Source organism: Flavobacterium sp. 9 (assembly GCF_002754195.1).
Taxonomy (GTDB): Bacteria; Bacteroidota; Bacteroidia; order Flavobacteriales; family Flavobacteriaceae; genus Flavobacterium.
Genome location: NZ_PEEU01000001.1, coordinates 3,687,365 through 3,704,225, shown reverse-complemented (window position 1 = coordinate 3,704,225; position 16,861 = coordinate 3,687,365). Strand labels below are relative to the sequence as shown.

13 protein-coding genes and 1 riboswitch are annotated in these 16,861 nt (G+C 33.0%); of the genes, 2 read left to right on the top strand and 11 right to left on the bottom strand.

Annotation, left to right across the window (positions count from 1 at the left end):
• Positions 1–156 precede the first annotated feature (156 nt).
• Positions 157–939, top strand: coding sequence for a sulfite exporter TauE/SafE family protein (locus CLU81_RS15315; RefSeq protein WP_099710602.1), 783 nt, complete (start codon positions 157–159; stop codon positions 937–939).
• Positions 940–1,024: 85 nt separating this feature from the next.
• Here the strand turns inward: CLU81_RS15315 and CLU81_RS15310 are convergent, their stop codons facing one another.
• The 11 genes from CLU81_RS15310 to CLU81_RS15260 all read right to left on the bottom strand — a co-directional run bounded on the left by CLU81_RS15310 (position 1,025) and on the right by CLU81_RS15260 (position 14,942).
• Positions 1,025–1,435 (bottom strand): Rrf2 family transcriptional regulator, encoded by a 411-nt coding sequence (locus CLU81_RS15310; protein ID WP_099710601.1) that lies wholly within the window; start codon positions 1,433–1,435, stop codon positions 1,025–1,027.
• A 209-nt stretch (positions 1,436–1,644) separates the two neighbouring features.
• Positions 1,645–2,172, bottom strand: a complete 528-nt coding sequence (locus CLU81_RS15305; RefSeq protein WP_099710600.1) for an alpha/beta hydrolase — start codon at positions 2,170–2,172, stop codon at positions 1,645–1,647.
• 94 nt (positions 2,173–2,266) lie between these two features.
• Positions 2,267–3,439, bottom strand: coding sequence for a PLP-dependent aspartate aminotransferase family protein (locus CLU81_RS15300; protein ID WP_099710599.1), 1,173 nt, complete (start codon positions 3,437–3,439; stop codon positions 2,267–2,269).
• A gap of 138 nt (positions 3,440–3,577) precedes the next feature.
• A complete protein-coding gene (locus CLU81_RS15295) occupies positions 3,578–4,003 on the bottom strand; it encodes an OsmC family protein (protein WP_099710598.1) in 426 nt (141 codons plus the stop codon).
• Between the two features lie 90 nt (positions 4,004–4,093).
• On the bottom strand, positions 4,094–6,508 hold the full coding sequence (thrA, locus tag CLU81_RS15290; RefSeq protein ID WP_099710597.1) for a bifunctional aspartate kinase/homoserine dehydrogenase I: 2,415 nt from the start codon (positions 6,506–6,508) through the stop codon (positions 4,094–4,096).
• Position 6,509: 1 nt separating this feature from the next.
• On the bottom strand, positions 6,510–7,493 hold the full coding sequence (locus CLU81_RS15285) for an alpha/beta fold hydrolase (protein WP_233209717.1): 984 nt from the start codon (positions 7,491–7,493) through the stop codon (positions 6,510–6,512).
• Positions 7,494–7,571: 78 nt separating this feature from the next.
• A riboswitch (SAM riboswitch) is annotated at positions 7,572–7,680 on the bottom strand.
• A 189-nt stretch (positions 7,681–7,869) separates the two neighbouring features.
• Positions 7,870–8,061, bottom strand: coding sequence for a hypothetical protein (locus CLU81_RS15280; RefSeq protein WP_099710595.1), 192 nt, complete (start codon positions 8,059–8,061; stop codon positions 7,870–7,872).
• A 613-nt stretch (positions 8,062–8,674) separates the two neighbouring features.
• Entirely contained in the window at positions 8,675–9,763 is a 1,089-nt protein-coding gene (locus tag CLU81_RS15275; protein WP_099710594.1) for an aspartate kinase, read from the bottom strand.
• A gap of 245 nt (positions 9,764–10,008) precedes the next feature.
• Complete coding sequence (locus CLU81_RS15270; protein ID WP_099710593.1) at positions 10,009–11,313, bottom strand: O-acetylhomoserine aminocarboxypropyltransferase/cysteine synthase family protein; 1,305 nt, start codon at positions 11,311–11,313, stop codon at positions 10,009–10,011.
• 69 nt (positions 11,314–11,382) lie between these two features.
• A complete protein-coding gene (locus CLU81_RS15265; RefSeq protein ID WP_099710592.1) occupies positions 11,383–11,574 on the bottom strand; it encodes a hypothetical protein in 192 nt (63 codons plus the stop codon).
• A gap of 521 nt (positions 11,575–12,095) precedes the next feature.
• On the bottom strand, positions 12,096–14,942 hold the full coding sequence (locus tag CLU81_RS15260) for a TonB-dependent siderophore receptor (RefSeq protein ID WP_099710591.1): 2,847 nt from the start codon (positions 14,940–14,942) through the stop codon (positions 12,096–12,098).
• A gap of 536 nt (positions 14,943–15,478) precedes the next feature.
• Between CLU81_RS15260 and metK the strand changes: the two genes are divergently transcribed.
• Entirely contained in the window at positions 15,479–16,729 is a 1,251-nt protein-coding gene (metK, locus tag CLU81_RS15250) for a methionine adenosyltransferase (RefSeq protein WP_099710589.1), read from the top strand.
• Positions 16,730–16,861 lie beyond the last annotated feature (132 nt).

Genomic DNA, 16,861 nt, shown 5'->3' with positions numbered 1-16,861 from the left:
TAACAAATTAGCTTCTTAAGTTAAAAATCATATCAAGCTGTAATACAACCAAATAAACTATAAATGATATCTATTTGCAAATATAACATTTTAAAGTCTACCATATCCATAGGATAATTATAAAATTGTTATTATTTTTACTGCAAATATTTATTCATGGATTTTCAAATAGGTCTTGTAATTGCTGGTTTGGTAGTAGGTTTTGTAGTAGGATTAACGGGCGTTGGAGGCGGTTCCTTAATGACTCCCATCTTATTATACTTCGGAATTCCACCAACTACAGCTGTTGGCACTGATTTATTATATGCTGCTTTTACCAAAATGGGAGGCGTATTTGTACACCACAAAAAAGGAAACATCAATTGGAAAATCACGGGCTGGCTAACTTTAGGAAGTGTTCCTGCAGCATTATTGACTTTATGGATCTTAAATAGTATCAAAACCGACATTTCGACTATTAATGCTGTTATTAAATACAGTTTAGGCTGGGCTTTGCTTTTTACTTCAATCGCAATTTTATTTAAAAAGAGATTATTAAAGTATTCTCAAAAACATGCGGGAGATAAATTTCATAGCGAAAGTCACACTCAAAACATGCTAACTATTGGAATAGGTGTATTACTTGGAGCAACTGTAACACTAACGTCGATTGGAGCGGGAGCTTTGGGAACAGTTACTTTATTCTTTCTTTATCCGCTTTTACCAACGCCTCGTTTGGTAGGAACAGAGATTGCGCACGCCGTTCCTTTAACGCTTGTTGCCGGAATAGGACACGCCTCTATGGGGAATTTAGATTTGCTTTTACTAGGTCAGTTATTAATGGGATCGCTTCCGGGAATCTTTATTGGAAGTATGTTAAGCGGAAAAATTCCTGACTTATTTCTGAGAAATGCTATTGCAGTAATGCTTTTCTTAGCCGGATATAAGTTGATTTTTTAAAACAGATTTTTTCACTATATAAGTTATATAAGTCCATTTAATTAAGCTATGTCGCAAAATCTAAAATAAACTTATATGGTTCAAATTAAAATGCAATATCTGCTAATGAATTACTTTCAAGAATTTTAAGTGTATTATCTCTCACTTCAGTCATTAAACGTCTGGCTGCGCAGGTAGTTTCATCATCACAATCGTCACATTTTTCATAAAAATTATGACTTGCACACGGAAGCAATGCAATTGGACCTTCGAGAATACGATATACTTTGGCCATACTGATATCTTTTGGATCTTTTATCAGATAATAACCTCCACCTTTTCCTTTTTTTGCTCCTAGAAAACCTGAATTTCTAAGTAGTAATAAAATACTTTCTAAGAACTTAATTGAAATATGTTCGCTTTTTGCAATTTCTGCAATTTGTACAGGATCATTATTTTCTCGTCTGGCTAAATATGTTAAGGCTTTAATTCCGTATTTTGTTTTCTTTGAAAGCATTTTTATATTTTAGATCGTAATTATAAATTCTAGTTCTAAGGTTATCAAAAGAACCAAAACAAACAATACGCATATTTTCTTCAACAAAAATAATCTTTTTAAATGAGAATATAACAGATTCAATCTATATTCTACTAAATTAGTATAGTTTAAAGAAATATAAATGAAAAACAACCTTTGACTTTATATCATTTAGCAGAAAATCATTTTTATAACAACGATTTCAAAATATCATTACAAATTAAAGACACATTGTTTTCCAACAAATATAATTGATGATTATTGCCTTTGAAAATTTCGTGTTCTAAATTCAAATCCAAATACCATTGTGAGTCAGGTTTGTTCGGATCTTTTTCTCCAAAATATAATTTCAGTTCACAATTTGGAGATTCCGTTTCATATCGCAATCGAGTCGACGAAACAGCAAATAAATTTAAAACATTAAGACCTTTCAAAGCGGCTTTCCACGCTATTGTTCCGCCAATACTAAATCCTAAAACTGATACTTTTTCTTTTTCTAAGTTGAGTAAGGCTTCAACTGCTTTATCAATTCCTCCGTTAAGAAACTGAGCATGAATATCGCTTTCTGAAAGATTAACCGAATCAATACTTACAAGTTTAAGCATATCATAATACTGAATCTCAAATTTAAACTTCAGTAAATCTATATATTGCTGAATCCATTCCGGATTATCTCCTCCAAATAAATCTGATAAAATAAGTAATCTTGGTTTCATAGAGCCTTAAATAAAAATGTCAGACTGCACGAGAATGAAGCTAAATCTTTAACTTCGAATTCGTTCAGTCTGACAACTATATTAAATAAATTTTTTAAGAAAGTGCCTGATCTAAATCGGCAATAATATCTTTTACACTTTCCAAACCTACAGAAACACGTACTAAACCTTCTGTAATTCCAACCGATAATTTTTCTTCAACAGATAATTTACTATGTGTTGTTGATGCCGGATGTGTTACAATAGTTTTTACATCTCCAATATTTGCAGAAAGTGAGCATAATTTAATCTTATCCAAGAATTTTCTTCCTGCTTCAAGTCCGCCTTTAATTTCAATTGCAATTATATTACCACCTAAAAGCATTTGTTTTTTAGCAATTTCATACTTTGGATGTGATTTTAGAAACGGATATTTCACACTATTTACATTTGGGTGACCTTCTAAAAACTCGGCTACTTTCAATGCATTTTCGCAATGTTTGTCAACGCGCACCGCCAAAGTCTCTAAACTTTTTGACAAAACCCAAGCATTAAATGGCGACATTGCCGGTCCTGTATTTCTTGAAAACAAGTATATTTTACGGATCAACTCAGCATCTCCAACTGCAACTCCACCTAAAACACGTCCTTGTCCGTCAATCAATTTTGTAGCAGAATGAACAACCAAATGCGCTCCGTATTTTATAGGCTGCTGAATGTATGGCGTCGCAAAACAGTTATCAATTATTAAAATCAAATTGTGTTTTTTCGCAATTTGCCCCAACAATTCCAAATCAACCACGTCTACACCAGGATTTGTAGGTGTTTCAGCGTATAAAATTTTAGTATTTGGTTTAATAAAACTTTCGATTGTTTCCGGTTTATTGATATCAAAATAAGTTGTTTCAATATTCCATTTTGGAAAATAAGTCATGAACAACGCGTGAGTCGATCCAAAAACACTTCCCGCAGAAACGATATGATCTCCTGAATCCAACAATGCAGCAAAAGTTGAATATATGGCAGCCATTCCAGTTGCAAAAGCATAACCCGCTTCAGCACCTTCCATAGCACAAACTTTATCTACAAACTCAGTTGTATTTGGATTGCTAAAACGGGAATAAATATTGCGTACTTTTTCTTCTGTAAAAGAAGCTCTCATATCCTCTGCGTCTTCAAATACAAAACTTGATGATAAATATAAAGGAGTTGAATGTTCCTGAAATTGTGATTTTTCTAAATGTGTGCGTATGGCTAAGGTTTCAAAACCTAATTCTTCTTCGTTCATTTTTTTAGTTTTTCTAGTTTCAAGTTTCAAATTCCAAGTTTTTTCTATAAATAAAAACCGGAATTTAAAACTAAAACTATAGTGAGTTTTAAGTCAACCAAAAAATTATCTAATTCTCAAATTGACTAATTTTCTAATTTATAGTGCTTCGTTGTTTAATACAACTTTGTAGTTTATTGTAGCTGTTGGTTCAATTGTTTTAGAAACTGAACAGTATTTCTCGAAAGAAAGTTGTGCTGCTTTTTGTGCTTTTTCAGGATTAATATCTCCTTCTAAGTAAAAAACTACGTTGATTTCTTTAAAAGGTGTTGCTTCTCCAACTTTTACACGTTCTCCTTCAACTTCAGCGTTGAATGAAGTTATTTCCTGGCGTTGTTTCTTCAAAATCGAAATCATATCAATAGCGCTGCATCCTGCAACTCCCATTAATACAAGTTCCATTGGGCTTGCACCTAAATCGCTTCCGCCAAATTCAGCTCTGCTGTCAACGTCAACTACATGACCTCTTTCATTTTTTAGTTTAAAATGAAACGCGTCGTTTACTCTGTTTAAAGTTACTTTCATTGTGTTGTTATTTTTTTTTGTTTTCGTTTGAGCTCAAATCTAAAATCTAAACTCTAAAATCTGCTCCCGAAGCCTCGGGACTAAAATCAATTACCCTTTATCAGATAATCTCAAAATATCTCCAAATACACCTCTCGCTGTTACCGCAGAACCTGCACCGGCTCCTTGAATAACGATTGGACGATCTCCATAAGATTCAGTATAAATTTCGAAGAAAGAATCTGAACCTTTTAATCCGCCCAAAGCTGTATCTGATGGAACTGAAACTAATTTTACTTCCAGGATTCCTTTATCGTTTTGCAAATCTCCAGACAATTCACCAATGTATCTTAATACGTGATTTGGCTTTTGATCGGCTTTTATTTTCTCATAGATTGGATCAAATTCTTTTAGTTTTGTCAAGAAATCAGAAACATTTCCTTCACGTAAATGTTCCGGAATTAGGTTTTGAATTGAAATTTCTTCAAACTCATTTTGCAAATCTAATTCTCTTGCCAAAATCAATAATTTTCTTCCCACATCATTTCCGCATAAATCCTCACGCGGATCTGGTTCTGTATATCCGTTGTCAATTGCTTCTTGCAAAATTTCGCTAAACGGAGCATCTTTCGCAGAGAAATTATTAAATAAATAGCTTAATGTTCCTGAGAAAACTCCTTTTATTTTCGTGATGTTTTCACCAGAAAGATGCAATAATTTTATCGTATCAATTAGCGGTAATCCTGCACCAACATTAGTTTCGTATAAATAATTTTTCTGATTATCTGTTAATGATTTTCTCAATTCTTTATAAAAACCATAGCTTAATGTATTGGCTACTTTATTAGATGAAATTAAATCGAAACTGCTTTCGATAAGCGGAATATAATTCTCAACAAAACTTGCACTTGCTGTATTATCAATCGCAATTAAGTTCTCTAAATGATATTCATTTGCATAAGCGATAATATCTTTGATCGTATAAGCTTCTCCTTTGCTTGCAATATCATTTTTCCAGTTTGAAGTTACGCCATTTCTATTCAAAAGTAACTTCTTAGAATTTGCAATTGCAAAAACATTCAGTTTTACATCTTTACGTTTTTCAATCGCTGCAGCCGATTCTAAAATTTGATTAATCAAAGTTCCTCCAACTAATCCATGACCGAAAATAGCAATGTTGATTTTTTTAGAAACTCCAAAGATTTCTCCGTGAATTACGTTTAAAGCTTTGTTCAGTTCTTCTTTTTTAACAACCAAACTCACATTTTTACCCGTAACCGTATTGTTGAATAATATTGGAACTATTTTGTTTTTAATTAATGCTGTGTAAGGCTTGTGGAAAGTACTTAAATCCTGACCAATGATCGAAATTACCGAAACATTATCTGTTACTGTAATTTGGTTTACATCTTTAGAATAAAAGTCGTTTTCAAACTCTTTCTCTAATTCTACCATTGCAAGAGTCGCTTTATCTTTGGCAACGACCAATCCAATTCCTCTTTCTGAAGAACCTTGAGAAATGATACTCACACTGATATTATGATCGCCCATAACTTTAAAAATACGAGCGTCAACTCCTGATTTTCCAAGTAATCCACGACCCTCAAGATTTACCAAAGAAACATTTTCTAACACAGAAAGTGTTTTAATTCCTTCTTTAGCAGAATCTGAAGTAATTAAAGTTCCGCGATTTTCGTGATTAAAAGTATTTAAAATACGAAGCGGAATATTTTTTTCTAATAACGGAATTATCGTTTTAGCGTGCAGAATTGTTGCTCCAAAATTGGCTAATTCATTCGCTTCATTGAATGATAAGTATTCAATTTTTTTAGCATCGGCAACCAAATCAGGATTTGCAGTATAAATTCCGTCAACGTGCGTAAAGTTTTGAAGTTCTTCGGCATCTAAATAATTAGCAATTAACGAAGCGGTATAATTACTTCCGTTTCTTCCTAATGTTGTTGTGTCGTTGTTGTTGTTAGAACCAATGAAGCCTGTAACGATATTAACTGTTTCTCCGTTATGTAATTTGAAATAGTTGATTACATTTTTCTTCGAAAGTTGTTCTAAAGGCTGTGCATCACCAAATTTAGAATCGGTTTTTAGTAATTCTCTTGTATCAACAAAATTTGCAGGAATTCCTTTTTCAACCAAAATTGAAGTCAATAATTTAGCTGAAAGCAATTCACCTTTAGACAAAATCTGATCTTTGATTTTATTGCTGTAATCTCCGATAAGACTTACTCCTTCAAAAAGTTTATCTAAAATATTAAACTCTTCTGATAAATCAACTTGCGGATAATCTGAAGTTTGATATGCTTTAAAGCTTTCTAATAAAGGTTTGTAATTTCCGTTTTTAGCAGCTATTCTTAAAATATCTTCTAATTCATCAGTTGCATTTCCGCGGGCAGAAACCACTACGGCAATTTTTTCGCCTTGATTTACTTTATCTAAAATGATTGAAACTACCTTACTAAGTCCTTCTCCGTTTGATAACGATTTGCCTCCAAATTTTAATATTTTCATTTTATTTTTCTATTGTTTCTGCCTTAAAAATATCGGCAAGTAAATGATCTAATTGTTTGTACTCGATTAAAAAAGCGTCATGTCCGTGAACTGAATCTATTTCGCTATAAAAAACATTGTCTTTGAACTTTTTTAAGTCCTGAAAAGTTTCCCGATTTTCTTTTGGTGTAAAAAACAAATCCGAATTGATTCCGATAATATGAATCGCTGCATTTGTTCTGGACATTAAAGTTTCAAAATCGTCACTATTTCTAGTAATATCTATGGTTTTAAGCAATTGGTTCATCAATTTATACGATGCCAATTGGTATCTCTTTTGTAGTTTTTCACCGTGATGTGCCAACCAGCTTTCTATATTAAAAACAGAAAGATTGGCATTGATTGTACGCTGAAATTTTTCTTTGAATGATTCAGGAGATCTGTAACACAACATTGCGTGAATTCTGGCATCTTCGATTGGTCTTGAAGAATTATTCAGAATCTGCTCTTGCAAATAGCAATTAGCAATCATCCAGTCTGTAGATTTCCAGTCTGTCGCAATGGGAATTAGGTTTTGCGTAATATTAGGTTCTAATGCAAGAATTTCCCAGGCGATTCCTCCACCAACAGAACCTCCAATAATGGTATGTACTTGGCTAATATTTAAAGCTTCTAAACCTTTTATAAAAATTCTGGCGATATCTCTGGTAGTAAAATCCAGATAATTTTCAATTATAAACGAATCGTTTCCATTTCCCGGAACATCAAATGCCAGAATAGTATATTTTTGGGTATCGATTGTTTTTTCTTCGCCAATTAAATCATTCCACCAACCATTCTCTCCAGTTACCTCAGCGTTTCCTGTCAAAGCATGATTAACCAAAACTATAGGTGCGCTATGCAATGGCAAACCAGAAAGCGTAAAACTTAACGGTAATGAAAGATATGTTGCACCACTTTCGGTGATGAAATCTTGAATTATAATGGGACTTGGTATATTTTCCAATTTCAAATCTTTTTATTAATTGATTTGTATGTGGAAATATTAGAAAGAAAGTACTAGAGTGAAACTAGAAAATTCTTGTTGTTATCTTTCCACGTTTGGGCGTGGTAGAATGCAGCACCTTCTTCGATTTAACGAAGGGTTGCTAAGGATTCATCGGGTCTAATCCCTCGTCCTTTCTTTATAACATTTCAATACGTTTTTGAACTTAAAGGTGCAAATTAACTACTTATTTCTTAAACTAACAAATTTTATCGAAACTGATTCTGCAATTTCTTAAAGATAATTCAACCAAAAACTATTATACGCAAAAAATTACCGAACAATTTGCCCAGTAAAATTAAGCAGGTATTACCCTAATTTATGAGTGCTTTTCAAGTTAGATGAAAAGAGTTTCATTTTCTTTTGAATACATCAAAAACAATAATGAATTTGGTGCTTTTGTCTCCGCTTTTTTATCTGTTTCAGTTATTCCGAAACTTGGGTGGATTAACTCGTTTACTGGCGGTGGATTATTTCTTTCGATTTTGCTTCTGAAAAGTTTTTTTCTTAAGTAGTTTATTGTGCTCATGATATTTAAGTTTAAGTTAGTTTGCGTATTTTAATCTTTACTATTTCTTTAATTCTTTGTTATGGTAACCAAATGGAATAAAAAAACCCTTTTGGGTTTTTAATACCAAAAGGGTTTAAGTTTTTTACAACTTATATATACTTTTAGTATCAACAGACGCATACACAAATACGTGCGACGTTAAACATCTTGTTCATCTGTAGGGATTTATTCATCTTTGATTTACTTGCTATTTTAAAAAAATCTTGCATTTGTTTGTCTTTAAAAGCTTCTCGAAACTGCCGAATTATTTTTACTTATTTTTTCTCTTCAAAATCAATAAGATATAAAATTCATCAACGGTTTTATCCGATCAACATAACTATTATTTAGAAAACTAAATTTATCTTCTTGGTGTTTTTGAGGTATTACAAATGTGCGAATATTTTTTCAATTACGCAAGTGAGGATCAACAAATTAATCTTAAAAAACGTTAAAAAACATCATTTTAACGTTAAAAAACATCTTACAAAATTGGCTTTTGCAAAAATGAGCGTTAAAACCTACAAAAAATACGTTACAAATTTTCCTGTTTCAAAATATCAAAGAACAACTAACTACTATTAAAAGCCACTTACAACCAAACTGCTTCTTTATTTTTAATTTTTTCAGCCACTTTCAAAATGTCAGTAATTACTCCTCTTGAAATAGCTTGTTTGCATGCCGATGCACTTTGAATTACAATGGGAACATCTGCATAAGATTGGGTATAAATTTCAAAAATGGTATCAGATCCTTTCAATTGACCAATTGCTGACGTAACAGGTTCTGAAACCAATTTGACTTCTAATGTATTTTTCTCTACATCGAATTCCCCTACATATCTTAATACATGATTATCTGCTTGTGTGATTTTTGCAATTTTGAACGATTTATCGACTGCGTCTTTATTAAGAATGCCATTTTTTTCTAAATGTTCTTCTCTAAGCAAAGAATCGATTTTTATATCTGACAGATCAAAATCCTTCCCAATTTCTCTCGTCAAAATCAGTAGTTTTCTTGCTGTATCATTTCCGGATAAATCTTCTTTAAAAGTCGATCGCATTAATCCCAGTAAACTGGCATCTTTTAAAAGCGAAGAAAAAGTAGCTTCTTCTGTAGCAAATCGGTTAAAGACATAACTCAGATTATCTGAAAAAACACCGCGAATCTTTGTAATTTTCTCTCCCGAATAATACAAATCTCTTAAGGTCTGTAAAACAGGAAAACCGGTATCAACCGATGTTTCATACAAAAACTCTTTGTCATACTTTTTAAGATTTGATCGAATCTCTTTATATAAGTCGATTGGCAATGTATTGGCCTTTTTATTTACCGCCACAATATTAAATCCGTTTTCGATCAATGTGTTATAATGATGAATAAGTTCGTCACTTGCAGTTGCATCAACCGCAATTAGATTCTCAAATTCATTTTCTTTGGCAAATGCAATAATATCCTGCACTTTAAAAGGAACGGCCAATTCCAGAAAATTGGTTTCCCATGCATATCCAACGCCTTCTTTCTCAAAAAAAGCTACTGTTGAATTTGTGATAATCGGAAAATGAAAGTCTACATTTCTACTTTCGAGAAAAAACTCCTGACTTTCTATAATTTGATTAATCAAAGTACTTCCGATATTTCCAATTCCAAAAAGGATGATATTTATTTTAAGCTTTGACATAATTTTTAATTTATTGGGGTTAATTAAACCATATAAGTGATTTTAGTTCATTTAATATTATCAACGTTTATGATTTAGGAGCCACATGTTTTTGAACTAGACGCACTGCTGTGCGTCTCTACAAAATGAACTTAAATCACTTATATGGTGAATAAACTTTTATATTGATTTGTTTTTTATAAAAAATCACCTCTAGTAGAACTCACACTACTAAAGGCAATTTTTCAAACAAAAAACAAAAAAACCTAATTTTTATTAATGCTGTATTGCGATTGTGTCACGCTTGCGAAAACGGTTTGCAAATCAGCTATTAAATCCTCGATATCTTCAATTCCAACAGAAAGTCGGATTAAATCTTTTGAAACTCCTGTCTCTAATTGATCAGCGTCAGACAATTGTTGATGTGTTGTACTTGCCGGATGAATGATTAATGATTTTGTATCACCAATATTGGCCAAAAGCGAGAACAATTTTGTTTCATCAACTACTTTTTTTGCAGCTTCAAAACCACCTTTAAGTCCAAAAGTAATTACTCCACTTTGTCCTTTTGGCAAATATTGCTGCGCCAGATCATAATATTTATTGTTTTTTAAACCTGGATAATTTACCCAAACTACCTCATCTTGTTTCTCTAACCAAGAGGCTAAAGCCAAAGCATTTTCGCTATGTTTCTTAATTCGGATTGGTAAAGTTTCTAATCCCTGAATAATTTGAAAAGCATTAAACGGACTTAAAGCTGCACCAAAATCGCGCAATCCTTCGATTCTTGCTTTTGCTATAAAAGCTGCATTTCCTAAAGCTTCGTGATAAACTAATCCGTGATATCCTGCAGACGGCTCTGTGAATTCAGGAAATTTTCCGTTTGACCAATCAAAAGTTCCGGCGTCAATAATAGCACCTCCTAGTGAAGTTCCGTTTCCTGAAATATATTTAGTTAAAGAATGAATCACGATATTTGCTCCATATTCAATTGGGTTTAATAAATATGGTGTCGCAACAGTATTATCTACAATAAAAGGAACTTTGAAGTTTTTGGCTTCCGCCGAAATTCCTTTCAGATCTAATACATCTAATTTTGGATTTCCCAAAGATTCTACAAAGAATGCTCTTGTATTTTCTTTAGCCGCTTTTGTGAAGTTTTCCGGTTTAGACGGATCTACAAAAGTGGTTGTAATTCCTAATCGTGGTAAAGTTACATTCAGCAAATTATAAGTTCCGCCATACAAACTATTTGAAGCCACGATATGATCTCCCGCTTTTAGCAAGGTCAAAAATGCTGTCGAAATTGCCGATGCTCCAGATGCTGTAACTACAGCTCCAATTCCGCCCTCAAGCGCTGCTAATCGTTGTTCTAAAACATCGTTTGTTGGATTATTTAATCGAGTGTAGATAAATCCGGCTTCGGCAAGACCAAATAAATTGGCAGCGTGATCTGAATTATTAAATACATATGATGATGTTTGATAAATAGGCACTGCTCTTGTTCCTGCATTTTTAGTAACATCGTGTCCTGCGTGTAGTGCGTTTGTTGCAAATTTTTGTGTGCTCATGATCTTAGTTTTTTAGGTATTGTTAATACTATTATATATTGTTATTGAAATTGTTTCTTTGAAATTGACTTATTGTATAAAAAAATCTTCTCCTTCTTCTTCAAGACTATACATCAGAAGCAATAATGATTTTTGACTTTTTATGTCTTGTTCTACATTTAGTCTTGTAACTTCTCTTGATACATCTTCAGATTTATTATTGTTGTTTTGAGAATCGTTTCTCAATAAATATTCTACTGCAATTGAATTTAATGTTCTCATAATTTGAAATTTTAAAAGTGTTGAAAAAAAAAAAGCCCTTTCGGATGGCTACCAAAAGGGCTTATAGTTCTAACTATAACAAAGATTTACTCTTTCACTTTTGGCAACAGCGATTTTGGATGCACATTTGCATCATCTCACAACATATAATCATATTATTCGCTATTGTTTTCATTTTCATTTTATTTAAATTAATTCTCTTTTTTAAACTCGACTAATTTGATAGAGTAAATATAGAAACTATTTTTAGAACTACCAAATCAAAAATTGATATTTAACATTAAAATTTTCAGAAACCTTATAAAGACTGGCATTCTTCTTTAATTTTTTTTGCCCACGGGTTTGGCGGATTAAACTGATTTACACAGGTTTTTTATTTTTCTTGTTTAGCTTAACATTAAATTGCTCTAAAATCTTTTAAATCTCTTTGAAAAATTTAGCCACAGATAAAAGGATTAAAATGATTATAAAATCAGCGTTAATCCGTTCGATCCGTTTAATCCGTGGCCAATCTTATATTTTTAGAACTTGAAACTTAATCTTGCAAAACCAAATCTTCCGTTTAATCCAAATTGTGATACCGCTCTTGAATAAGCAAACTGATTTGCGTTGCTTAAATCTGTACTTGGTGCAGGCGATAATGTTGGAGTTGTATTCGTAAATGCTGGAGTTGCAGGATTATTTCTATCTGGATAAACGTCTCCTATATTATTAAACCCAACTGTAAATCTGAATTTTTCATTGATTTGATATCCTAATGATAAATCTGTTACAATTTTTGCGCTATAAACAGGATGTTCGTAAACTGATGATGATCCGTCTAAGTTTACATCTGTTGCTCCAGGATCGGTAACTTTTCCAAAATAACTGTTTCTTAAATAGATGTCCAGTTTTTTAATACTGAAAGTCGTCATTAAATTTGCTTTCAATTTTGGAATTGCTTCTTCTAAATAAATTCTGCTTGATTCCGGAAAAAATGAATATTTATAAGGTTCTCCTCCTGCATCAATAATAGATTGAGGAACATTTAAATCTCCTACTCTTTTTGTTTCGTTATAACTTAAAGCAAGATCATTTCGAATAACGAAATCAGGAATAACATCATATTTCTGAGAAATCACAATATCAATACCTTTAGTTTCAGAGTTGATTCCGTTTGTCCAGAACGAAGCTCTTTCTACACCTTTTAAGTCAAATGCCTGTTGAAACAATGTTAAAGCTTCTTTTTGTGCCGGCGACGTTGCTGCATCTATCTGCGCAGTTGTTGGTCTTGCATATTGTCCTGTTAATACAACTCTGTCGTCGATTCTTGTAAAATAAGCATCTGTTGCAATTGTAATGTTTGCTTCAGGAATTTTGAATGTAAATCCTGTACTGATACTTTTAGATTTTTCAGGTTTCAGATTTTCAACTCCAATACTTTTTGCGGCTTGTGAATCATTTGTAAAATATCCTACTTGATATGGAGAACCGTTTATGAATTGTGTAGAACTACTTTCAAAATATTTTTGTTGTAATGATGGCGCTCTAAAACCTGTTTGTCCTGAAATTCTCCAATTGATATTATCCGTTATTTTCAAAAGTGAAGCTAATTTAAAGGTAACTGTACTTCCAAAATCAGAATAATTCTCATAACGTGCAGCTCCGTTTAAAAGCCATTTTTCTGTAGCATTTAATTCTAAATCAATATAAGCTGCACCACTTTTTCTATCTTTTTCTTTAGCATCAGATGGTTGAAATCCTGAGAATCCCTGCGCTCCTGCTCCACGTTTGTTTCCAAAAAAGTCTGTAACAATTAATGGTGAATTACTTGGCAAAATTCCCGAAACTAAATTTCCGTTTATATCATACAATCCATAAGAAGCTTCTTCTCCAGCTTTAATTTGATAGTTTTCATATCTGAATTCTCCACCAAATGCAACGTTCAATCCTTCTAAAACATCATACTTTTTACTGAAGTCTAAATTGGTTGTACTTTGTAGAAACGAAACTTTACCAGCATCAAAACTTGTTGGCGAATTCGTTCCTAAAGTTGCATTAATAGTATTGTTTACATCATATTTAAAAGAGTTCGTTCCTAAGTTTGTACTTAAATCCGTATCAAAACCAAATAACTGAGTTGTAACTCCAACTGCTGCAGAAGCATCCAGGATATCAGATTCTATTTCCGGTAAAAAACCATTTGAATACACTTGCGTGAAAGTTCCGGAACCATTTGGCAATCTGTTAAAGGCATATGATTTTCCGTTTCTATAAGATACTCCACCAAAAGAATATAAAGATGTAATATCACTTAGCGGATATTTTGCATTATAATAAGCTTGTCCCGAAGCCAATTCTGACTGACCAACACTCATATTATAATCACTTCTTTGCTGACCTCTGTACGCTAATTCATTATTGGTTGCATCAAAATTCAAAGCTGTCTGCATTTGAGCAATAGTCGTAGCCGAAGAAATTGCAGTTTGTTGTGCCGGTGTAAAATAACTTACTTGTGGCGCATATTGCTTTAACGAACTAAGAATTTGTGCCGAATTTGCTGTGTTATTAATATTACTGAACAAAGAATTTATTTGAACTCCATCCTGAGCGGCTCTGTTTTCGACAGCATTGTAACCATTAAAAATTGGATTACTTCTAATTCCTGCTCTGCTTGTGGCTTGTCTGGTCACGGCACTGGCAGTAACATTCAGGAAACTTCCTGCTTTACCCAAAGAAGTTCCGTAATTCAAATCTGCCTGAAGCGTTTGACCATCGGCTCCACCTTTAAAATTATTAGATCCCGAAGATAAATTAGTTCCATATTGAATACCTCCCGAAATAAAATTGGCATTCTTTTTCAATACAATATTAATAACTCCCGCAATTGCATCTGAACCGTATTGTGCAGCTGCTCCATCACGCAAAACTTCGATTCTTTCGATCGCAAATGATGGGATTGCATTTAAATCTGTTCCAACAGAACCTCTTCCCGGAGAACCATTAATATTTACTAACGCACTTGTATGTCTGCGTTTACCATTTACCAAAATCAAAACCTGATCTGGCCCCAAACCTCTTAATTGCGCCGGATCTACGTGATCTGTTGCGTCTGCGGTAGAAGTTGCATTACTGGTAAACGATGGCGCAACATAATTTAAAATCTGAGTCACACTGGTTTGTGGCGAGCCTTTGGTGATTTCAGAAATATTAAAAACATCAACCGGAACCGGCACATCTGTTTTTACTCTATTTTTACTTCTTGACCCAACTATTGTCACTTCAGACAATTCATTATTCTTTAAGCTGTCTTGTTCTTTTTTATTTTCCTGTGCATAAATGCCTGAAAATGTCAAAAGACCTAAAGCTATTACTAGATTTTTTTTCATTACTTCTTTTTGGTATTTATTATTACTTTGGGTTAAAAATGATTTACAATTTGGTTCTTTTTTGAAATAAAAAAACCCCTGCTGTTTAGCAGAGGTCTTATGTATATTTTTTTGAAAAAAAACTACAACAGTGTCTCTGCGGAAGGCTCCGGCATCTTACAAGACAAATTGCACATTGTTAATTTCATTTGTTGGATTAATTTGATGGGGCAAATTTGCAAACTATTTTTTAATCGACCAAACAAAAACAGAAATAATTTCTATTACCCTATCAAAATAGTATGTTATGTTAAATTTCTGCTTATAAAAACAAAAAAAACAGAAGTTTAATTTGCAAATCAAAATGGTTTTATACCTTTGCACCCGAATACAGAGGAAAAATTTGAACTGATTGCAACCTCTTCATAATGAAACGGTTCGTTATGAATACTGAAAGATTGATTTCAGTAGTAAAAAATGCTAAAGCAGAAATTCTCCTTTAGCCCTTTTTAAGCAATTTTTTTTCCTCACACTTAATTTTAATTTAATAAATTATTATGGCTTATTTATTTACGTCAGAATCTGTTAGTGAAGGGCATCCAGACAAAGTTGCAGATCAAATTTCGGATGCATTAATTGATAACTTTTTGGCATTTGACGCTGATTCAAAAGTAGCTTGTGAGACTCTGGTTACTACAGGTCAGGTAATTTTAGCAGGTGAAGTAAAATCGAATACCTATCTTGATGTGCAGCAAATTGCTCGCGAAGTAATCCGTAAAATTGGATATACTAAAAGCGAATATATGTTTGAGGCAAATTCTTGTGGAATTCTTTCGGCAATTCACGAACAATCTGCTGATATTAATCAAGGTGTTGACAGAGCTAAGCCAGAAGAGCAAGGTGCTGGAGACCAAGGAATGATGTTTGGTTACGCAACTAACGAAACTGAAAACTACATGCCATTGGCACTTGATTTATCTCATAAATTATTACAAGAACTTGCAATTTTAAGACGTGAGAATAGTGAAATCACTTATTTACGTCCTGATGCAAAATCGCAGGTAACTTTAGAATATAGCGATGATAACAAACCAACTCGTATTGATGCGATTGTAATCTCGACTCAACACGATGATTTTGATGAAGAAGCTACAATGTTGGCTAAAATCAAAAAAGATATTATCGAAATCTTGATTCCAAGAATCATTGCTAAAAACCCAGAGCACGCGCATTTATTCAATGATAAAATCAACTATCACATTAATCCAACAGGAAAATTCGTTATTGGAGGACCTCACGGAGATACTGGTTTAACAGGAAGAAAAATCATTGTTGATACTTACGGTGGAAAAGGTGCTCACGGTGGTGGTGCATTCTCTGGAAAAGATCCAAGTAAAGTAGATAGAAGTGCTGCTTATGCTACACGTCATATCGCTAAAAACTTAGTTGCTGCAGGTGTTGCTGACGAAATCTTAGTACAGGTTTCTTACGCAATTGGAGTTGCTGAGCCAATGGGAATCTTCATTGAAACTTACGGAACTTCTAAAGTAAACTTAACTAACGGTGAAATCGCTAAAAAAGTAGAAGCTATCTTTGATATGCGTCCTTACTTTATCGAGCAACGTTTGAAATTAAGAAACCCAATCTACAGCGAAACTGCTGCTTACGGACACATGGGACGTAAACCAGAAGTTGTAACTAAAACTTTTTCTGCTCCGGGAGGACATGTAAAAACTGTTACTGTTGAGTTATTTACTTGGGAAAAACTTGATTTCGTAGACAAAGTAAAAGCTGAATTTGGATTGTAATTCAATCTGAAACATTTACATACATAAAGAGGCTGTCTAAATAAATTAGACAGCCTCTTTTATTTTATACCACTACAGTTTAGCAGAATTTTATCACTATTATTTTTATTTGGATATCTCTTACAATTCACT

Bases quoted from the DNA above. Each gene is read 5' to 3' on its own strand.
- CLU81_RS15315 (WP_099710602.1), top strand. From the start codon at position 157: ATGGATTTTCAAATAGGTCTTGTAATTGCTGGTTTGGTAGTAGGTTTT.
- CLU81_RS15310 (WP_099710601.1), bottom strand. From the start codon at position 1,435: ATGCTTTCAAAGAAAACAAAATACGGAATTAAAGCCTTAACATATTTA.
- CLU81_RS15305 (WP_099710600.1), bottom strand. From the start codon at position 2,172: ATGAAACCAAGATTACTTATTTTATCAGATTTATTTGGAGGAGATAAT.
- CLU81_RS15300 (WP_099710599.1), bottom strand. From the start codon at position 3,439: ATGAACGAAGAAGAATTAGGTTTTGAAACCTTAGCCATACGCACACAT.
- CLU81_RS15295 (WP_099710598.1), bottom strand. From the start codon at position 4,003: ATGAAAGTAACTTTAAACAGAGTAAACGACGCGTTTCATTTTAAACTA.
- thrA (WP_099710597.1), bottom strand. From the start codon at position 6,508: ATGAAAATATTAAAATTTGGAGGCAAATCGTTATCAAACGGAGAAGGA.
- CLU81_RS15280 (WP_099710595.1), bottom strand. From the start codon at position 8,061: ATGAGCACAATAAACTACTTAAGAAAAAAACTTTTCAGAAGCAAAATC.
- CLU81_RS15275 (WP_099710594.1), bottom strand. From the start codon at position 9,763: ATGTCAAAGCTTAAAATAAATATCATCCTTTTTGGAATTGGAAATATC.
- CLU81_RS15270 (WP_099710593.1), bottom strand. From the start codon at position 11,313: ATGAGCACACAAAAATTTGCAACAAACGCACTACACGCAGGACACGAT.
- CLU81_RS15265 (WP_099710592.1), bottom strand. From the start codon at position 11,574: ATGAGAACATTAAATTCAATTGCAGTAGAATATTTATTGAGAAACGAT.
- CLU81_RS15260 (WP_099710591.1), bottom strand. From the start codon at position 14,942: ATGAAAAAAAATCTAGTAATAGCTTTAGGTCTTTTGACATTTTCAGGC.
- metK (WP_099710589.1), top strand. From the start codon at position 15,479: ATGGCTTATTTATTTACGTCAGAATCTGTTAGTGAAGGGCATCCAGAC.